The organism is Arthrobacter sp. UM1 (assembly GCF_020483305.1).
Lineage (GTDB): Bacteria > Actinomycetota > Actinomycetes > Actinomycetales > Micrococcaceae > Falsarthrobacter.
Window position 1 is genome coordinate 117,961 of the sequence record NZ_JACWAB010000004.1, and the last position, 18,053, is coordinate 136,013.

Sequence of the window (18,053 nt, forward strand, 5' to 3'; positions counted from 1 at the left end):
GCCCTTTTCACCCTTCACACCCCCTTTCCCGCACCCGATTCCACCCTTTCCACACCAGGATCCACACCAGGAGGAAGCCATGAGCACCACCGCATCCGCCACCACCCCCGCAGCCGGGACCGCACCGGCGGCCCGCAGCTCGGCCCCGGGCGTCACCGCCCCGGTCGAGTCGCTCGAGACGCCGCTCAAGTTCGCGTACTGGGTGCCGAACGTCTCGGGAGGGCTGGTCGTCTCGACGGTCGAGCAGCGCACCGACTGGGAGTTCGAGTACAACAAGCGGCTCGCCCGGATCGCCGAGAACTCGGGCTTCGAGTACGCCCTGACGCAGACCCGCTACGCCGCGAGCTACGGCGCGGACCGGCAGCACGAGCCCACGGCGTTCAGCCTCGCGCTCCTCGGCGCCACCGAGCGGCTCAACATCATCTCCGCGATCCACCCGGGCATGTGGCACCCGGGCGTGCTCGCCAAGTGGCTTATCACCGCGGACCACCTCTCGGGCGGCCGGGCGGCGGTCAACATCGTCTCGGGCTGGCTCAAGGACGAGTTCGTGAACTTCGGGCTCGAGTGGCTGGAGCACGACGAGCGCTACGTCCGCACCGAGGAGTTCATCCGGGCGCTGCGCGGGCTTCTCACCGAGGAGGGCTACTCGCAGGAGGGCGACTACTACTCCATCAAGGACTTCACCCTGAGCCCCAAGCCGCTCGCGGTCCCGGGGCGCCCGCACCCCGAGATCTTCTTCGGCGGGAACTCGACGGCGGCGCAGGCCGCGGCCGGCCGCACGGCGGACTGGTACTTCTCCAACGGCCGCTCACTCGAGGGGTACCAGGAGAACGTCCGCGGGGTCTTCGCCGCCGCCCAGGAGGCCGGACGCTCGCCGAAGTTCGGGCTCAACGGGTTCGCGATCGTCCGCGACTCCCAGAAGGAGGCCGAGGAGCAGCTGCGCGAGATCATCGCCCACGCGCACCGGCCCGCCGTCGAGGGCTTCCAGCAGGCCGTCAAGGAGGCCGGGCAGTCCGCGCGGGACGGCAAGGGCATGTGGGCGGACTCGAGCTTCGAGGACCTCGTCCAGTACAACGACGGGTTCAAGACGAAGCTCATCGGCACACCGGAGCAGGTGGCGGAGCGGATCGTCGAGTACAAGAAGATCGGCGTGAACCTCTTCCTCACGGGCTACCTGCACTTCCAGGAGGAGGTGGCCGCGTTCGGCCGGGACGTCCTGCCGATCGTCCGCGAGCTCGAGGCGGACCTCGCCCGCCGGCACGGGACCGAGCTGAACACCTCCCTCATCCCGGACGTCCCGGGTGTGAGCGCGGCTGAGGCGTCGTCGTCGGCCGCAGAGTCCCTCAAGCACAAGACCGAGAAGGAGGCGGCATGACCGAGGAGCGCACGTTCGGGCTCCGCACCCGCGCCCTGCACGCCGGCGGCACGCCCGACGCCGAGCACGGCTCCCGCGCGGTGCCCATCCACCAGACCACGTCCTACGTCTTCCGGGACACGGCGGAGGCGGCGAACCTCTTCGCCCTGCAGACGTACGGCAACATCTACTCCCGGCTCGGCAACCCGACGGTCGCGGCGTTCGAGGAGCGCATCGCGGCCCTCGAGGGCGGGATCGGCGCGGTGGCGACGGCGTCCGGCATGTCCGCGATCTTCGTGACCCTCGCGGCGCTGGCCCAGACGGGAGACCACATCGTCTCCTCCGCGAAGCTGTACGGCGGGACGGTGACGCAGCTGGACGTCTCGCTGCGGCGGTTCGGCATCGAGACGACGTTCGTGGACAGCGACGACGCCGCCGACTTCGAGCAGCACATCCGCCCGGAGACCAAGGCGATCTTCACCGAGACCGTGGCCAACCCGTCCGGCAGCGTGGCGGACATCCGGGGCCTCGCAGCGCTGGCGGACAAGCACGGCATCCCGCTCATCGTGGACTCCACGCTGACCACGCCGTGCCTCATCCGGCCGCTGGAGCTCGGGGCGGCGATCGTCATCCACTCCGCCACGAAGTTCCTGGGCGGCCACGGGACCACGCTCGGCGGCGTGGTGGTGGAGTCCGGCCGGTTCGACTGGGGCAACGGGAAGTTTCCCGGCCTCACCGAGCCGGTGCCGAGCTACGGCGGCATCCGGTGGTGGGGCAACTTCGGCGAGTACGGGTTCCTCACCAAGCTGCGGTGCGAGCAGCTGCGCGACTTCGGGCCGTCCCTCGCCGCACAGTCCGCGTTCCAGCTCCTGCAGGGCGTGGAGACGCTGCCCCTGCGGATCGAGGAGCACGTGCGGAACGCCCGGCGCGTGGCCGAGTGGCTCCGGGCCGACCCCCGCGTGGAGGAGGTGGCCTACGCCGGCTTCGAGGACCACCCGCAGGCCGAGCGCGTGCGGGACCTGCTGCCGGACGGCGTGGGCTCCGTGTTCAGCTTCCGCCTGCGCGGGGGCCGCGAGGCGGGGGCGGCGTTCATCGACGCGCTGCAGCTCGTCAGCCACCTCGCCAACGTGGGCGACGCCAAGACGCTCGCCATCCACCCCGCCTCGACCACGCACCAGCAGCTCAGCCCCGAGCAGCTCGCCGCGGCGGGCGTGCCGGAGGACCTGGTGCGGCTGTCGATCGGGCTCGAGGACGTGGACGACATCCTCTGGGACCTGGACCAGGCCCTCACCGCGGCGGAGGGCACGACGGCGGCCGGCGTCGTCGCCTCCCCGGAGCAGCCCGAGGCCGGGGGCCGGGCATGAGCGGGGCGGTGGAGGCCGGACGGGCCTGGCAGGGGCCGAGCGCGCCGGAGCGGCTCGGGATCCTGCGGGCGGCGCGGTCTATTGCGATCGTGGGCGCGAGCGGCAACCCGGCCCGGGCGAGCTACTTCGTGGCGACGTACCTGCAGGGTTCGGCCCCGTACCGCCTGTACTTCGTCAACCCGAGGGCGGACGAGATCCTGGGCCAGAAGGCCTACGCCTCGCTCGCCGACCTGCCGGAGGTCCCGGACATCGTGGACGTCTTCCGCAAGGACGCCGACCTGCCGGGCGTGCTGGACGAGGTGCTCGCGCTCGGAGAGGCGGGTAGTTCGGGGACCGGTGTCTCTGAAGCGAGCGGGTCTGTGCCGGGAAGGTCTGTGCCTGGCAGCAGCTCCCCTGACTCGCTTCGCCGGCCCGTCCTGTGGCTGCAGCTCGGATCCTGGAACGAGGACGTGGCCCGCCGCGCCGAGGCCGCCGGCCTGCGGGTGGTCATGGACCGGTGCGTGAAGATCGAGCACGCCCGCTTCCACGGCGGCCTGCGGCTCAACGGGTTCAACACGGGCGTGCTCTCGAGCCGGAGGCAGGTGTTGGCCTAGAGCGGGCCAGACAAGTGCAGACCGCGCCTCCCCCAAGGCGGCCCGGGCGTGGGCCGAGAGTACTGTGCCCAGTCCAGCGCCTTGTGCACCCGGATCGTTCGGATTCAGCCCTGAAAACCGAACGAATCGGGTGCACAAGCGTGGCGGGGCGGGCGGGACCGGGCGGGAAGGGTCGGGGGAGGCAGGGCCTGAACGAGCGCCTCCCAACCGCACCCCTTATTGCGAATGACTCTCAGTCTTAAGGTAAGGTTTCCTCATGACTCACACCTCACCTCAGACTTCTCCGCTGCAGGACAGCGCCTCGCAGCGGACCGGGGCCCGCCCCGGGCACAACTCCGCCCGCCACCACACCTGCAGCCCTGCCTCCGACCAGACCCGCCGCCACACCCGCCGTCGCACACGGACTCTCGTCTCGGCCGCGGCCCTGACCGCCGCAGGCCTGGTGCTCTCGGCCTGCTCGGGGCAGTCGGGCGCAGGGCAGTCCGACTCGGACGCGAAGCCGAGCGGGGGCGGGTCGGCGTCGTCGTCGGCATCCCAAGGAACGCTCGGCTCCACGGGAACGGAGCAGGCCCGGGCGATGCCGCGCCTCGTGGCCACGTACGAGGGCGGCATCATGACGCTCGACGCGGCCACCCTCAAGACCGTCAAGGACGAGAAGAAGGACGGGCTCCTCCGGGTCAACCCCGCCGGGGACGGGCGCCACGCGTTCGTGACCACGGGCGAGGGGTTCCAGCTGCTCGACACGGGCACGTGGTCGGTGCCGCACGGCGACCACTCGCACTACTACACCGCGCCGCCGCAGCTCACGCCGGCCACGGTGAAGGCGGACAAGGCCGGGCACGTGGTCTCGCACGCGGGCCGGGCCGCGCTCTACGCGGACGGCACGGGCACCACCACGCTCCTCGACCTCGCGGCCCTCGCCAAGCAGGACCCGAACGGCGAGATCAAGGACGCCGGCTCCTACACCGCGCCCACCGCCCACCACGGCGTCTCCGTCCCGCTCGAGGACGGCCGACTCCTGACCACCCGCACCCAGGGCGAGGAGCGCGTGGGCGTGACCCTCCTGGACAAGGACCTCAAGACCGAGGCCGGCCACTCCGACCAGTGCCCCAGCGTCCACGGCGAGGCCGCCGCGCAGGGCGGCGCGGTGGTCTTCGGCTGCGAGGGCGGCGTGCTCGTCTTCAAGGACGGCCGCTTCACGCTCGCGAAGGCGCCGGGCGGCCACGGCCGCGTGGGGACGCAGGCGGGCAGCGAGGCCTCGCCGATCGTGCTCGGCGACTTCAAGGTCAAGGCCGACGGCGGCAAGCGCGAGCACCCCACGAAGGTCTCGCTCACGGACACGCGCACGGCCACGATGCGCGTGGTCGACCTGCCCGCGAGCTACTCGTTCCGCTCGCTCGGGCGGGCCTCCAACGGCGATGCGCTCGTGCTCGGCACGGACGGGAAGCTGCGCGTCATCGACCCGAGCTCCGGCCGCGTCACCCGCGAGATCCCCGTGACCGCACCGTGGACCGAGCCCGAGGAGTGGCAGGCCGCGCGCCCCACCCTCTTCACGGACGGCCAGACGGCCTTCGTCACGGAGCCGACCTCGCGCAAGCTGCACCGCGTGGACCTCCGCACCGGCAAGGTCACCGCCACGACGACGACGCCGCAGCCGCTCAACGAGCTCACGGGCGTGACGGGCGTGAACCCCGAGTCCAAGGGGCGCGAGAAGGCCGGAAGCCACGACCACTGAGGCCGACCCGCTGGGAGGACCGCGGCGGTGGGGGGCTGCGTCCAGATCCTGAGACAATTCAGAAAAAGCAGACGGTTGATCTGACAATCTGCCAGACAAGCGTTAGGATTTTCCGTGTGGCCGCCTGACGTGCATGCCTTTTCCACCGGCATGGGCCACATGGACCGGGCAGACATTGGGGAATGAGCTGTCCGGGTGCCATGCTCCTCGGTCTCCTTGCCGTGCATGGCTGCGCCGCGGTCCTACTGGGGATCATGGGCCGCGGCGCCCTCACGTCACTTCCGTGATCCGGTCACGGCTCCGCCTTTCGGGGCCGAGTCCGGAGCGGCGGCGCCCCGGGCGCGGCTGGTTCAGCTGTTGCCCGGGGCGCCGTCGTCTTCCTCATCGTCCGAGGAGGGGTCCAGGCGGACCGCCGCCTCCGGGGAGAGGTTGAGGAACGTGAAGGTCTCCGTGAAGTAGAGGCGGACGGACTCGGCGTCGTGCGAGTCGTAGCCGATGGCCAGGTCCTGGCCGAGCACGAGCTGGAAGTCCCCGCCGCGCCCCGAGACCACGTAGGCGCCGTCCACCGCGGGCGCCCAGAGGATCTCGCCGTCGATGACCCGGCGCAGGTGCTCCAGCACCGGGTAGCCGTGGTCCGTGACCTCGGCGAGGCGGGTGTACGGCTCGGCGCCGAGGACGAGCGAGTAGGGGCCGTCCACCGACTCGAGCCGCAGCGCGCTCACACCCTGCGCCACGGCGTCCGGGAAGTCCCGGACGTCCTCGGGGAGCTCGAGGAGGGCGCCGGCGTCGTCGTCGGAGAGGCCGCGGATGCCCGCGCTCTCGAGGCCCTCGAACACCGCGGCGTCCTCCGCGAAGGCCGCCTGCTGCGCGGCATCCACCACCGGGCTCCAGTCCGGGTCCTGGGCCCCGCGCTCGACGGCGTCCACCTCGTCCCGGCTCACCGTGAACGGCACACGGAGCTCCACGAGCTGCTGGGCCGAGCGCAGCGCGGCGTGCACGCCGTCCTGACCCGAGTCGATGCGGGTGCGGCGGCCCGTGCTCACAGCGGCCGCGTCCGGGCCGAGCGGACCGGTGACGTCCGCGATGCGGCGGCCGGCCACGTTGCGGCGGAAGGAGCGGCGGGCCTCGGCCTCGAGGTCGGCCCAGGCCGCTGCGGAGATGGGGGCGAGTTCGCGATGAAGGTTGTCCATGATCACGTCTTCCTGTGCTCGAGTGCTCGGTCTGGGCTGTGCTGAGTGCGGTGTGGTTGTGGGCCGCGCGATGGGCGCGGTGTGGCCCCGGGCGGCGCGGTATCGCGCGGCGACGCGCCGGTCTAGGGCCTCCGTTGCGGCTGCCCCTTGAGGGAGCCGATGCCGAGGCACCCGTCCGGGAGACAGGCGGCCTCCGACCCGGACGGCTCCGCGCCGGGCTCCGCTCCCGGGTCCTCCTCGGCGCGGGCGGAGGCGGCCGCCGTCGTCGTCCCCTGATCCCCCGCGCCGGGCGCGGGCGGAAGGCCGTCGAGGAAGTCGAGGGAGGGCGCGAAGAAGTTGCCGCCGGTGTGGGCGGTGGAGAAGTCGAGGAGGCGGTCGTGCTGGCCGGGCGGGCGGCCGATGAACATGTTGCGCAGCATCTCCTCCGTGACGTCGATGTCCGAGGCGTAGGAGATGAAGTACGTCCCGAACTCGCCGGAGCCGGGGCGGCCGAACGGCATGTTGTCGCGGAGGATCTTGCGCTGGACGCCGTCCTCGTCCTCGATGGTCGTGATGGACGAGTGCGAGTTGTCCGGCTTGACGCCGTCCTCCATCTCCACGTTGTCCCACTTGTGCCGGCCGATGGCGCGCTCCTGCTCCTCCACGCTCACCCCGTTCCACGCGTCCATGTCATGCGTGTACTTCTGGACGGTGGCGTAGCTGCCGCCGGCGAGCTCGGCCGGCTCGGCGGCGGGGTCGACGATCGCCGAGTCCGCGATCTCGTTCACGCCCGGGTTCTCGGTGCCGTCCACGAAGCCGATGACGTCCCGCGCGTCGAAGTAGCGGAACCCGTGCGTCTCGTCCTGGAGCTCGACGGCGCCCGCGAGCTTCCCCGCGAGGACCGTGGCCAGCTCGAAGCAGAGGTCCATCGAGTCGGCGCGGAGGTGGAAGAGGAGGTCGCCCGGAGTGGACGGGGCGCTGTGGACGGCGCCCTGCAGGGGCGGGAACGGGTGCAGCTTGGAGGGGCGGGGGCCCGCGAAGAGGCGGTCCCACGCGGCGGACCCGATGCCGACGACGCCCGTCACCCTCCCCTGCGGCGCCCGCGAGGCGACGGTGCGAACATAGCCGGTGAACTCGCCGAGGACGTCGCGGACCTGGTCCTCGCCGCCGGGGCGGACCGTGTAGACGAGGAAGATCGCGGACTTCGTGAGCGGAGTGAGGACGGGCTGGGGCGTGGCGGGGTCCATGGCCCTCACGCTACGCCGAGAGGCGGGCGCCGTGAAGGGGGTGTTGAGGCGCGTGAGGGCCGACGCCGTCCGCCGTCGTCTGGAGGGGCGTCCTCCCCCCCCCCCGTCGTCGTCTGGGGCGCCGTCCGCCGTCGTCGTCTGCCGTCGTCGGGGCCCCGGTGAGATCATGGGTCCATGACGCTTCTCAAGACCGTGCTCCTCTTCGGGGCGGCAGCCGTGTTCGAGATCGGCGGGGCCTGGCTCGTGTGGCAGGCCGTGCGGGAGGGGCGGCCGTGGTGGCTCGCGGGCCTCGGCGTCATGTGCCTCGGCGCCTACGGGTTTGTGGCGGCGTTGCAGCCGGAGGCGTCCTTCGGGCGAGTGCTCGCGGCGTACGGCGGGGTCTTCATCGCGGGCTCGCTCGTGTGGGGCGTGGTGGCCGACGGGTTCCGCCCCGACCGCTGGGACCTGGCCGGGGCGGCCGTGGTGGCTCGCGGGCCTCGGCGTCATGTGCCTCGGCGCCTACGGGTTTGTGGCGGCGTTGCAGCCGGAGGCGTCCTTCGGGCGAGTGCTCGCGGCGTACGGCGGGGTCTTCATCGCGGGCTCGCTCGTGTGGGGCGTGGTGGCCGACGGGTTCCGCCCCGACCGCTGGGACCTGGCCGGGGCGGCGGTGTGCCTCGTGGGCGTCGGCATCATCATGGCGCCGCGAGGGTAGGGCGCGGGCGGGATCGGTGCCCGTTGCGGAAGGATCGGTGGCCGTTTTGGAAATCGTCACCGATCTCCGGAAACGGAGCACGATCAGCGCCGCCGCCATGCGGATGCGCCGAGAGATCCTGCGCAGTTCTGCGGCAATCGATGACGATTTCTGAAATGGTCATCGATTCGGGGCGGGCCCGCCTCACGAGCCCGCCCCGGACAGGCCCCGGACAGGCCCCTGACACCGGCCCCTGGCGCCCCGACCCCCTAGGCCCCTGACACCGGCCCCAGGCGCCCGGACCCCCTAGCGCCGCGCCCTAGTGCCGCGGGAAGCCCAGCTCGATCTGGGACTCGCTCGGCTCGGGCCAGCGGGTGGAGACCACCTTCCGGCGCGTGTAGAAGTTGAACCCCTCCATGCCGTACATGTGCGTGTCGCCGAAGAGGGAGTCCTTCCAGCCGCCGAAGCTGAACGCGCCCACCGGCACCGGGATCGGCACGTTGATGCCCACCATGCCCACCTCGATGTCGAACTGGAACGAGCGGGCGGTCTTGCCGTCGCGCGTGAACACCGCGGTGCCGTTGGCGTAGCGGGAGGCGTTGATGAGCTCCACGGCCTCGTCATACGAGTCCACGCGGACCACGGAGAGGACGGGCCCGAAGATCTCGTCGTCGTACACCTTCATGCCCGGCTTGACGTGGTCCACGAGGGACGCGCCGATGAAGAAGCCCTTCTCCGCGAACTCCTTCTCGCGGCCGTCGACGACGACGGTGGCGCCCTCCCCCTCGGCCCCGGCCACGTAGCCGGAGACGCGCTCGAGGGCGTCCTTGGTGATGAGCGGGCCGATCTCGTTGCCGTCCTTGAAGCCGTCGCCGATCTTGAGCCCGGGGATGCGCTCGGCGATCTTGGCCACGAGGTCGTCGGCGATGTCGCCCACGGCCACGGCCACGGAGATGGCCATGCAGCGCTCGCCGCAGGAGCCGTACGCGGCGGAGACGGCGGCGTCCGCGGCCATGTCGAGGTCAGCGTCCGGCATGACCACCATGTGGTTCTTCGCGCCGCCGAACGCCTGGACCCGCTTGCCGTTCTCCGCGGCGCGGGAGTAGATGTACTTGGCGATCGGGGTGGAGCCCACGAAGGAGACGGCCTTGACGTCCGGGTCGTCGAGGAGGGCGTCCACCGCCTCCTTGTCGCCGTTGACCACGTTGAGCACGCCCTCGGGGACCCCGGCCTCCGCGAAGAGCTCGGCGATCCAGAGCAGGGCGGAGGGGTCGCGCTCGCTCGGCTTGAGGACCACGGCGTTGCCCGCGGCGATCGCCGTCGAGATCATCCAGAGCGGCACCATCGCCGGGAAGTTGAACGGGGTAATGCCCGCGACCACGCCGAGCGGCTGCCGGATCTGCGTCACGTCCACGCCCGTGGCCACCTGCTCGGCGAACTCGCCCTTGAGGTGGTGCATGAGGCTGGAGCAGAAGTCCACGACCTCGAGGCCGCGCAGGACCTCGCCCACCGCGTCGTCGACGGCCTTGCCGTGCTCGGCGGTGATGATCTCCGCGAGCTCGCGCTTGCGCTCGTCGAGGAGCTGGCGGATGCGGAAGAACACGGCCTGGCGCTTGACGAGGCCGGTCTTCCGCCAGGCCTTCTGCGCCTCGGCGGCCTGCTCGACGACGCGGCGCACGTCCGCCTGGGACGCGAGCGCCACCTCGGCGGACTGCTCGCCGGACGACGGGTTGAAGACCGGGCCGCGGCGTTCGCCGAGGACGACGCGCTGGCCGTTGACATAGCTTTCGATGACGTTCACAGGGTGCTCCTTCTGGATGCGGTGGAGGCGGTGTCGGATGGGGCGGGTGCCGGGGCTACTTCGACGACGGCGCGGCGCCGTCCCAGCCCTTCGCCGAGCCGTCCGGGCTGACGTTCTTCACGGTGAGCATGCAGTCCTTGTCGCCGTAGCCCTCCTCGACGAGCTGCTCGAACTGCGCCTTGGCGAGCTTGCCGGCGGGGATGTTGAGGCTGTGCTTGTCCGCGGCGTCCACGGCGAGGGTGATGTCCTTGAGGGCGAGGTCCGCGCGGAAGGTCGCGTCGAAGTTCTTGTTCGCGGCGGCGGACTCGATGACGCCCGGGACCGGGTACCAGGTCTGCTGCGCCCAGCAGCGGCCCGAGCTCACGGAGACGATGTCCCAGAAGACCTTGGGGTCGAGCCCGAGCCGGTCCGCGAGCACCGCGCCCTCGTTGACGGCGATGGACTCGATGAACAGCATCATGTTGTTCGTGAGCTTGGCGGCGATGCCCGCGGTGGGGCCTCCGGCCACGATCGCGTTGCCGGCGAATGGCTTGACGTACTCGGCGGCGCGCTGCGCGGCGTCGTCGTCGCCTCCGATCATGACGGCGAGGGTGCCGGCCGCGGCGCCCACCGTTCCGCCGGAGACGGGGGTGTCCGCGAAGGAGAAGCCGCGCTCGGCGGACTGGTCGTGGCACCACTGCGAGGTCTCGACGTCCACGGTGGAGGTGTCGAGGAGGAGGGCGGTCTTGGGGGCGTGGGCCCAGATGCCGTCGGGGCCGTCCAGGACGGAGCGGACGTGGTCGCCCTTGGGGAGGCTCGTGATGACGGCCTCGGCGCCCTCGACCGCCTCGGCGATGGACTCGACGACCTCGACGCCGCCCTCCTTGGCGAGCGCCTTCGCGGTCTCCGAGAGGTCGAAGCCGCGGACGCTGTGCCCGGCCTTGACGAGGTTGAGGGCCATGGGGCCGCCCATGTTCCCGAGCCCGATGAACGCGATCTGTGCCATGCCGTCCTCCTTGACGCGCCGCGGCGGCGCCCTGTCCGGCGCTCGCGCGGCAATTGCAGTGATGCAGAACACACTACGAAGGCCTCCGTGTGGGATCAATGCACGGATCGGTTCGTTTTCTCGCACCCGCTGTGCGTTTGTGCATGGTTGACTGGCCCTATGGCCCACATCACCTCACCCCAGGGCGCGACCCCGCTCGCCCATCAGCTCGACTCGCTCATGACGCTCCTCGCCGTCGTGCGCCTCGGCCGGTACTCGGCCGCCGGGGAGGCGCTCGGGATCAACCACTCCACGGTCTCGCGCCGGCTCGCCGCGCTCGAGAAGGCCGTGGGCGGCCGCCTCCTCTCCCGCACCCAGGACGGCTGGGAGGCGACGGCGCTCGGCACGCGCGTGCTCGCCGTCGCGGAGGAGGTGGAGGCCGCCGTGGGGAAGCTGGCCGACGACGGCGACGGGCTCGTCCACGGCATGCTCCGCGTCGCCGCGCCCGAGGCGTTCACCACCCAGATCTGCGTCCCCGCCGCCGTCCGCCTCCGCGAGCGCCACCCCGCCGTGGAGGTGGAGCTCATCTCCGCGACCCAGCGCGTGCGGCAGTCCCGGTCCGGCGTGGACATCGAGGTGGTGGTGAACAAGCCGCTCGTGCACAAGGCGGTCTCGGAGCACATCGGGGACTACGCCCTGGGGCTGTACGCCTCGCCGGAGTGGCTCGCGGCGCACGGGACGCCGCGGCGGCGCGAGGACCTCGCGGGCGTGGCCATCAACTACTACGTGGACTCGATGCTGCAGGTGGACGAGCTCGACATGGCCGCCGAGGAGCTGCCCGGGACGCGGCGCGGGGTGCGGTCCACGAGCGTGTTCGCGCACGTGGCGGCCACCGAGGCCGGCGGCGGGGTGGGCATCCTGCCGGACTTCCTGGCCCGGGGCGCCGAGGAGCGCGGGACGCTGGTGCGGGTGCTGCCGGAGGAGTACTCGTACGTGCTCAGCTACTGGGCCGTGGTGCGGCAGGAGGCGCTGCGGTCCCCGCTCGTGGCAGCGGGGGTCGAGGCCCTGCGCGCTGCAGCGCGGGCGGAGCTGGCGGGGGCGTGAGGGGGCTGCCGCCTGCCCTCCCTTCCCTCCCCCGCCCCTCCAGGGCCCCCCAGGCGTTTGTGGCGCGTTTCGTGCGTTTTCGGGCCCGAAAATGCACGAAACGCGCCACTTTTCCGGGTGAAGGCGGTCTGGGGTGCAGGACGGGGCCGGAAGACCCCGCCCCGTAGACTGCCCGCATGACGACGCCTGAGCCTCCGGCAGTCTCCCGCATCCCCTCCTCCACGCCGCCCTCTTCTACGGCGCCCACCGCGTCTCCGCCCGTGCGCCTCCCCCGCGAGATCCGGACCGAGCGGCTGCTGCTCCGCCCGTGGCGCCCCGAGGACCGGGAGCCCTTTGCGGCGCTGAACGCGGACCCTCGCGTCATGGAGCACTTCCCGGCGACCCTGAGCCGCGAGGAGTCGGACGCGCTGGCCGACCGCATCGAGGCGGCCTGGGAGCGCGACGGCGCAGGGCTCTACGCCGTCGAGCTCCTCGATCCCGGCCCTGGGGGAACCCCGCCGTCCGGGACATTCACCGGCTTCACCGGCCTGCTCCCCATGAAGCCCGGATTCCCGGGCAGTGCCGGCTGGGAGATCGGGTGGCGGCTGGCGCCGTCGTGCTGGCGGAGGGGGCTGGCCACGGAGGCGGCGCGGGCCGTGCGGGACGCGGCCGCGGCGGCTGGGCTGGAGACGCTGCACTCGGTGACGTCGGAGTCCAACGCGGCGAGCCAGGGCGTGATGCGGGCGATCGGCCTGGAGCGGTGGAGCTCGGCCGTGTTCCGGGGCGTGCCGCGCGGGCACCGGCTGCGCAGGGCGGTGGTGTACCGCTCGCCGTCGTCGATCGCGGACGCCGAGGGGCGCCGATACCGGGTGCGGCGGGCGCGCGAGGAGGACCTCCCGGAGATCGTCCGGCTGCTCCTCGACGACCGCCTCGGCGCAGACCGCGAGACCGCCTGGGGCCGGGATCCGGAGGCGGACGCCCGCTACCTTCGCGCTTTCGAGGACATCGACGACGACGGCCGTCAGCACCTCGCCGTCCTCGAGGAGGCGGACGCGAGTGCACCGGGCCTGTGTGCGCCGGTCTCTCCGTTGCCGGGCCCGCGAGCGCCGCGCCTGGCCGGGACGATGCAGCTGACCGTCACGCCCGGCCTCTCCCACCAGGGCGCGGAGCGGGTGACCGTCGAGGCGGTCCGCGTGGACAGCGCCCTGCGCGGAGGGGGCCTGGGCTCGGCGTTCGTGCGGTGGGCGGTGGAGGATGCCCGGTCTCGCGGCGCGCAGACTGTGCAGCTGACCTCGAACGCCTCGCGGACCGACGCGCACCGGTTCTACGAGCGGCTGGGTTTCGCCAAGAGCCACACCGGGTTCAAGCTGCAGCTCGGGGAGGGCTGAGGCTGGGCTGTCCCTCTGCCCTCTCTCTCCCCGAAAAGTGGCGCGTTTCGTGCATTTTCGGGCCTGAAACTGCACGAAACGCGCCACTTTTCCGGGCTCGGGGGCCGGGGCTCGGGTGAACGGGGCGCGGGAGGAAGAGGCACAGGCGCCGCGGCGGGGCAAGGGGGCAGCGCTGAGGGAGTGCCCAGGCCCTCGTGACCGGTGCGTGACCGCACTGCGATCCGACTGAGACCGGACCGTTGCCCTCCTGTGCTTCAGACCGGGCCGCGCCTTCGGAAGACTTGAGAATACGTCCCAGTCTCATGCGTCGAAAGGAATGGGAGCCACAATGAAGCACGCACACCAGACCGCGAACCGTTCGGGCAGCCTCGGCACCTCCGCAGCCCGTGCGTCGAGCCCAGCGCGCAGGGGCGCTGCGGGACTCGTGGCGGCGTCGCTCGCAGCGGCGGGCCTCGGCCTCGGCGCAGCCCCGGCGCAGGCGGCCCAGGCCCCGGCGCCCCACGCGGCACCGGCCCAGGCTTCGCCGGCCCAGCCGACCGCCCCGCAGCCCGGCACGGCGCCCCAGCCCCGCTACGAGCCGCAGCAGCCCGCGGGCCCCGTCCGCATCAGCTTCCCTGACCGCCTCACGCCCACGGTCAAGACCGGCGCCTCGGGCACGGACTTCGGCCTGACGAGCCCCTACCCGCCCCTGAAGAACGGGCTCCGCTACGCGGCGATCCCGATGCCGGGGAACCCGCACAACGCCGTCGTGCCCAAGGCCGGCAGCCAGCACGCGCCGGGCCGTCTCGCCGACGGCGAGTGGCGCGTCACCGCCAGCGCCCCCGACAACACCTGGGGCTTCGCCTACGGCGAGGCCTACGTGACCGTCAAGGGCGGGGCGGTCAAGAGCGTCCGCCAGAGCTCCGTCAACCGCGCGCTCCCGGTCAACTGGAGCGCGCAGCAGAACGGCGCGCGGCTCGTCGTCACCCCGCAGGTCCCCGCCGGGGCGGCCGCCTCCCAGTGGACCCTGAGCCGCGCGGGCAGCACGGCGCCGGTGAAGTCGAGCGGGCTCATGGGTCCGGGCGCGTCGACGCCGGCTGTGCTCTCGGGCCTGCAGGACGGCCGCTACGTGCTCCACGCGAGCGCTCTCGGCCGGGACGGGCAGGCGCTCACGGTGCTGCAGGAGGCCTACGTGACCTTCACGGTCAAGGGCGGCAAGGTCGTCTACCGCTAGGCGCAGCCCCGACATCCTTGTGCACCCTCTGGTGTCAGTTTTCGGCCTGAATCCTGACACCAGAGGGTGTACAAGCGTGTAGGGCGGGTGTACAAGGGCGTGGAGAGGGTGCACAAGCGTGCGGAGCGGGTGCGCAAGGGCATGGGGCCGCGCTCAGACCAGGGCAGCCCTCAGCCCAGGGCCGCCCACTCGGGCCAGCGCAGGACGTCGCCCCGCGTCAGCCCGTAGACGAGCGTGCTGGTCCACTCGCCCTGTTCCACCAGTTCTCGCGGAACGCCGCCTCCCGCGTCATGCCGAGCCGCTCGGCCAGGCGCGCGGAGGCGGTGTTCCGCTCGTCCATCTGCGCCTCGATCCGCTGGAGCCCGTGGTCCTTGAACAGGTGCGGGATGAGAGCCCGGCAGGCCTCGGCCGCCACACCCCGGCCCGCGACGTCCGGCGAGAACACCCACCCGATCTCCGCGCGCCGGTGCAGCCGGTCCGTCCGCCAGACGGTCACGTCCCCCACCACGCGCCCCTCCAGCTCGACGACGACGGCGAGCGCCCCCATCGGCCCGTCCAGCCCGTCCTTCGCCGCATGCTGGCGGATCCGGGTGCGGGCGGTGGACTCGTCCCACGGCTCGTCCAACAGGTAGCGGGCCACCTGCGGGCGGGAGTAGTAGTCGAGGAGGGCGGCGTCGTCGTCGAGCGCATGGAGGCGCAGGGTGAGGCGATCCGTCCGGAGCGGAAGCTCGGGGGGCACGGTCTCTCCTACGGGGTCTGCTGGCCGCCGTTGACGTTGAGGGTCTCGCCCACGACGTAGCTGGACTCGCTGGACGCGAGGAAGACGTACGCGGGCGCGAGCTCCACCGGCTGTCCGGCGCGGCCGAGCCACGTGTCCTTGCCGAACTTCGGCAGCTTCTCCTTGGGCTGGCCGTCGGTGACCTGGAGGACGCTCCAGATCGGGCCGGGGGCCACGGCGTTGACGCGGACGCCCTTCGGCGCGAGCTGCTCGGCGAGGCCCTTGGTGAAGGCGTTGATGGCGCCCTTGGTGGTGGCGTAGTCGAGCAGGTGGCCGGAGGGGCTGTAGGCCTGGACGCTCGTCGTGTTGATGATCGACGAGCCGGCCGGCAGGTGCTCGAGCGCCGCACGGGTCACGCGGAACATGGCGAGGATGTTGACGTCGAACGTCTCCTCCACCTGCTCGTCCGTGAGCTCCTGCAGCGAGGGCACGCTGATCTGCTTGCCCGCGTTGTTGACGAGGATGTCCAAGCCGCCGAGACCCGCCACCGCCTTGCCGGGCAGGGTGCGGCTGAACTCGCGGTCGGTGAGGTCGCCGGGGACGAGCACCGCCGTGCGGCCCTCCGCCTCGATGAGCCGCTTGATCTCCTGCGCGTCCCGCTCCTCCTGGGGGAGGTAGGTGATGGCGACGTCGGCCCCCTCGCGCGCGAACGCGATGGCCACGGCGGCGCCGATCCCCGAGTCGCCGCCCGTGACGAGCGCGCGGCGGCCCTTCAGGCGGCCCGTGCCGCGGTAGCTCTCCTCGCCGCGGTCCGGGAACGGCGTGAGCTCGACGTCGAGGCCCGGCTCCTCCTGGTGCTGCTCCGGCGCGCTCATCGACTCGAACTGGGTGACGGGGTTGCCGAAGCTCAGCTGGTCCTCGCGGTCGCGGCCGACGGGGGCGGGGGTGTTCTCGTTTGTCATATCAGTCATCCTCAGTATTCTCGCGGTATCCGTTGCGATGGGCGGGCTTTGTATCAGCCCATGCGCGATCCAACCTAGCGGGAGGCGGCGCGCCTGCCTAGGGGGTCTGTGAGGAAGACGACGACGGCGGCCGCACCAGACCGGACACGCCGCCTGGCCGGCGGGCCGGGGCCGGGGGGGGGATGCGCGGGGCGCGGCTGGTGTTGGGCGCAGAGCGCGCGAAAACGGGTGCGGCGCGGGCCAAGACGAGGCCGGCCAGCCCGAACCCCCGTGAAAACGGGTGCGACCCCAGCTGTAGGCCGCGCCGGCAGAAGCTCGGGCCGCGCGAAAACGGGTGCAGAACAGCCACACCCGAAATCGCTCAAAAACGCGCTCGATTCCGGGTGTATTCACCAAAAAACGGGTGTGGTCGCGAGGAGCGCACGAAAGCGGGTGCAGCCGGGCCCAGACGCGGCTGGGGACGCCCGAAACGAGCAGAAACGAGCGCGGCCGGGGCCCAGACGAGGCCGTGGACACCCGAGGCGAGCAGAAACGGGTGTGGATCGCGGGGCGGGGGCACGGAAGCGGGTGTGGCCGCGAGGAGCGCGCAAAAGCGGGTGTGGCGCGGCCCCGGGCGCGGCCCCGGGCGCGGCCCCGGGCGCGGCCCCAGGAGTGCCCCGACGCCCGCTACGCCCCAGGCACCCCCTACGCCCGCGGGCGGGAGCCGACGAGGCGGGACGTGACCTCGTCGAGGATCTCAACCGGGTGGCGGCGCGACTCGGACGGGCTGTCCGCGAGGACCATGGCCAGGCTGGCGCGCTTGGGCTTGTCGCCGATCATGTCGCACCACTCCGCCCCGAGGTGCCGCGCGAACGAGACCACCTCGGACGGGTTGTGCCCCTTGAGCGCCTCGGGCCCGAACACGGCCGCGGCCGGCACCGGCGCCCCCGTGTAGAACGGCGAGATGACGCCAGGGTCCCCGCCGACGAGCTGGAACGCGGTCCCCCATCGCACGGACTGGGCGTGGAGCATGCGGGTGATCGAGGCCTTCTCGTCGAAGGTGAGCGGGTCGGTCCGCTCGAGGGCCGCCTCGACGTGCTCCACCACGCCGTTGCGCGGCTTCTGGATCTCGAGGGAGCCGGTCAGGCGCCGCTCCCCCAGCGGCCCGACGAAGTGCAGGTAGTGGCCCGCGGCCTTCTCTCGGGAGTAGGTGCTGCTGATGTCCTTGACGGACCACGGCTGCGTGACGGGCTCCTGCACGCCCCAGCCGAGGGGCGCCGAGCCGGTCAGCTCGGTGCAGACGGCTTCGGCGAGATGCCCGACCGTCGTCGTGATCCTCCGGGGGCGGAGGACCTCGGCGCGGAGGAAGACGCCGCCGCGGTCCTGCGCGAGCCCCTCGCGGGCGTAGAGGTCGGAGACGCCGTCCTCGCCCTCGAAGACGCCGTCCGGGCGGCGCGAGACGCGCTGGCCGGTCTCGCCGACGAACCATCCGCCGCGGCCGTCCTCGACGATCCACCCGGCTCCGACCTCGCTCAGGAGGCGCGAGAGGGTGCGGGTGATCTTGGTGGTGTTCGGCGTGAGCAGCACGAACCCGCGTCCGCTGGACTTCGCCTCGCTCAGCGCCTTCGAGAGCCACTGCGTGTGGCCCACGAGGGGCGCGTCCGAGCGCAGGACGATGCTGTGGGCCACGGGGTCGCCGCCGCCCATCGTCATGCTGGGCACCGGGATGCCGCCGCCTCCGCCGGCGTTGCCGCCGACGACGCCGTTCCCGCCGCCCGGCCCGCCGCGGCCGGTTCCGTTGAGCTCGCTCATG

The 18,053-nt window shown here is 72.2% G+C and carries 15 protein-coding genes and 1 pseudogene; 9 read left to right on the forward strand and 7 right to left on the reverse strand.

Features of this window, described 5'->3' with window-relative positions; translation table 11 throughout:
- Nucleotides 1-79: 79 nt before the first annotated feature.
- From sfnG to H9I38_RS07005, 4 genes are all read left to right on the forward strand, one after another.
- Nucleotides 80-1,375: a dimethylsulfone monooxygenase SfnG gene (gene sfnG, locus H9I38_RS06990; protein ID WP_226338045.1), complete on the forward strand. Its 1,296-nt coding sequence runs from the start codon at nt 80-82 to the stop codon at nt 1,373-1,375.
- On the forward strand, nt 1,372-2,718 hold the full coding sequence (locus H9I38_RS06995) for an O-acetylhomoserine aminocarboxypropyltransferase/cysteine synthase family protein (RefSeq protein ID WP_226338046.1): 1,347 nt from the start codon (nt 1,372-1,374) through the stop codon (nt 2,716-2,718). The genes sfnG and H9I38_RS06995 overlap by 4 nt, the downstream gene beginning before the upstream one ends.
- On the forward strand, nt 2,715-3,311 hold the full coding sequence (locus H9I38_RS07000) for a CoA-binding protein (RefSeq protein ID WP_226338047.1): 597 nt from the start codon (nt 2,715-2,717) through the stop codon (nt 3,309-3,311). Before H9I38_RS06995 ends, H9I38_RS07000 begins: the two co-directional genes overlap by 4 nt.
- A 256-nt stretch (nt 3,312-3,567) precedes the next feature.
- The gene (locus H9I38_RS07005; RefSeq protein ID WP_226338048.1) at nt 3,568-5,046 is read left to right on the forward strand and encodes a hypothetical protein; all 1,479 of its coding nucleotides are present in this window, start codon (nt 3,568-3,570) and stop codon (nt 5,044-5,046) included.
- A 350-nt stretch (nt 5,047-5,396) separates the two neighbouring features.
- Here the strand turns inward: H9I38_RS07005 and H9I38_RS07010 are convergent, their stop codons facing one another.
- Together H9I38_RS07010 and H9I38_RS07015 are read right to left on the reverse strand one after the other, a co-directional pair.
- Nucleotides 5,397-6,236, reverse strand: a complete 840-nt coding sequence (locus H9I38_RS07010; RefSeq protein WP_226338049.1) for a family 1 encapsulin nanocompartment shell protein — start codon at nt 6,234-6,236, stop codon at nt 5,397-5,399.
- A 122-nt stretch (nt 6,237-6,358) separates the two neighbouring features.
- Nucleotides 6,359-7,462, reverse strand: a complete 1,104-nt coding sequence (locus tag H9I38_RS07015; protein ID WP_226338050.1) for a Dyp-type peroxidase — start codon at nt 7,460-7,462, stop codon at nt 6,359-6,361.
- Nucleotides 7,463-7,636: 174 nt separating this feature from the next.
- Between H9I38_RS07015 and H9I38_RS07020 the strand changes: the two are divergent.
- Both H9I38_RS07020 and H9I38_RS07025 read left to right on the forward strand, forming a co-directional pair.
- Nucleotides 7,637-7,942 (forward strand): annotated as a pseudogene (locus H9I38_RS07020) (YnfA family protein); the annotation flags it as partial.
- A gap of 4 nt (nt 7,943-7,946) precedes the next feature.
- Nucleotides 7,947-8,153 (forward strand): YnfA family protein, encoded by a 207-nt coding sequence (locus H9I38_RS07025; RefSeq protein WP_226338051.1) that lies wholly within the window; start codon nt 7,947-7,949, stop codon nt 8,151-8,153.
- 298 nt (nt 8,154-8,451) lie between these two features.
- Here the strand turns inward: H9I38_RS07025 and H9I38_RS07030 are convergent, their stop codons facing one another.
- Together H9I38_RS07030 and mmsB are read right to left on the reverse strand one after the other, a co-directional pair.
- Nucleotides 8,452-9,933 carry a CoA-acylating methylmalonate-semialdehyde dehydrogenase gene (locus H9I38_RS07030; protein WP_226338052.1) on the reverse strand — a complete coding sequence of 494 codons (1,482 nt, stop codon included), beginning with the start codon at nt 9,931-9,933 and terminating at the stop codon, nt 8,452-8,454.
- 55 nt (nt 9,934-9,988) lie between these two features.
- The gene (mmsB, locus tag H9I38_RS07035; protein WP_226338053.1) at nt 9,989-10,918 is read right to left on the reverse strand and encodes a 3-hydroxyisobutyrate dehydrogenase; all 930 of its coding nucleotides are present in this window, start codon (nt 10,916-10,918) and stop codon (nt 9,989-9,991) included.
- A 159-nt stretch (nt 10,919-11,077) separates the two neighbouring features.
- Here mmsB and H9I38_RS07040 point away from each other — a divergent pair, with 159 nt between their 5' ends.
- The 3 genes from H9I38_RS07040 (at nt 11,078) to H9I38_RS07055 (ending at nt 14,581) form a co-directional block, all read left to right on the forward strand.
- Complete coding sequence (locus H9I38_RS07040) at nt 11,078-12,001, forward strand: LysR family transcriptional regulator (protein ID WP_226338054.1); 924 nt, start codon at nt 11,078-11,080, stop codon at nt 11,999-12,001.
- Nucleotides 12,002-12,177: 176 nt separating this feature from the next.
- Nucleotides 12,178-13,368 carry a GNAT family N-acetyltransferase gene (locus H9I38_RS10960; protein ID WP_319002213.1) on the forward strand — a complete coding sequence of 397 codons (1,191 nt, stop codon included), beginning with the start codon at nt 12,178-12,180 and terminating at the stop codon, nt 13,366-13,368.
- 328 nt (nt 13,369-13,696) lie between these two features.
- Nucleotides 13,697-14,581, forward strand: a complete 885-nt coding sequence (locus H9I38_RS07055) for a hypothetical protein (RefSeq protein ID WP_226338055.1) — start codon at nt 13,697-13,699, stop codon at nt 14,579-14,581.
- A gap of 217 nt (nt 14,582-14,798) precedes the next feature.
- Here the strand turns inward: H9I38_RS07055 and H9I38_RS07060 are convergent, their stop codons facing one another.
- The 3 genes from H9I38_RS07060 to H9I38_RS07070 all read right to left on the reverse strand — a co-directional run bounded on the left by H9I38_RS07060 (nt 14,799) and on the right by H9I38_RS07070 (nt 18,052).
- Nucleotides 14,799-15,320 (reverse strand): GNAT family N-acetyltransferase, encoded by a 522-nt coding sequence (locus tag H9I38_RS07060; protein ID WP_226338056.1) that lies wholly within the window; start codon nt 15,318-15,320, stop codon nt 14,799-14,801.
- 8 nt (nt 15,321-15,328) lie between these two features.
- Nucleotides 15,329-16,270 carry an SDR family oxidoreductase gene (locus H9I38_RS07065; protein ID WP_319002214.1) on the reverse strand — a complete coding sequence of 314 codons (942 nt, stop codon included), beginning with the start codon at nt 16,268-16,270 and terminating at the stop codon, nt 15,329-15,331.
- Nucleotides 16,271-16,945: 675 nt separating this feature from the next.
- On the reverse strand, nt 16,946-18,052 hold the full coding sequence (locus H9I38_RS07070; protein WP_226338057.1) for a DUF6177 family protein: 1,107 nt from the start codon (nt 18,050-18,052) through the stop codon (nt 16,946-16,948).
- Nucleotide 18,053 lies beyond the last annotated feature (1 nt).

What these genes read in the sequence shown, in the direction of transcription:
- H9I38_RS06995 (WP_226338046.1), top strand. Translation starts at nt 1,372, where the DNA reads ATGACCGAGGAGCGCACGTTCGGGCTCCGCACCCGCGCCCTGCACGCC.
- mmsB (WP_226338053.1), bottom strand. Translation starts at nt 10,918, where the DNA reads ATGGCACAGATCGCGTTCATCGGGCTCGGGAACATGGGCGGCCCCATG.
- H9I38_RS07015 (WP_226338050.1), bottom strand. Translation starts at nt 7,462, where the DNA reads ATGGACCCCGCCACGCCCCAGCCCGTCCTCACTCCGCTCACGAAGTCC.
- H9I38_RS07055 (WP_226338055.1), top strand. Translation starts at nt 13,697, where the DNA reads ATGAAGCACGCACACCAGACCGCGAACCGTTCGGGCAGCCTCGGCACC.
- H9I38_RS10960 (WP_319002213.1), top strand. Translation starts at nt 12,178, where the DNA reads ATGACGACGCCTGAGCCTCCGGCAGTCTCCCGCATCCCCTCCTCCACG.
- H9I38_RS07025 (WP_226338051.1), top strand. Translation starts at nt 7,947, where the DNA reads ATGTGCCTCGGCGCCTACGGGTTTGTGGCGGCGTTGCAGCCGGAGGCG.
- sfnG (WP_226338045.1), top strand. Translation starts at nt 80, where the DNA reads ATGAGCACCACCGCATCCGCCACCACCCCCGCAGCCGGGACCGCACCG.
- H9I38_RS07000 (WP_226338047.1), top strand. Translation starts at nt 2,715, where the DNA reads ATGAGCGGGGCGGTGGAGGCCGGACGGGCCTGGCAGGGGCCGAGCGCG.
- H9I38_RS07070 (WP_226338057.1), bottom strand. Translation starts at nt 18,052, where the DNA reads ATGAGCGAGCTCAACGGAACCGGCCGCGGCGGGCCGGGCGGCGGGAAC.
- H9I38_RS07005 (WP_226338048.1), top strand. Translation starts at nt 3,568, where the DNA reads ATGACTCACACCTCACCTCAGACTTCTCCGCTGCAGGACAGCGCCTCG.
- H9I38_RS07065 (WP_319002214.1), bottom strand. Translation starts at nt 16,270, where the DNA reads ATGACTGATATGACAAACGAGAACACCCCCGCCCCCGTCGGCCGCGAC.
- H9I38_RS07010 (WP_226338049.1), bottom strand. Translation starts at nt 6,236, where the DNA reads ATGGACAACCTTCATCGCGAACTCGCCCCCATCTCCGCAGCGGCCTGG.
- H9I38_RS07040 (WP_226338054.1), top strand. Translation starts at nt 11,078, where the DNA reads ATGGCCCACATCACCTCACCCCAGGGCGCGACCCCGCTCGCCCATCAG.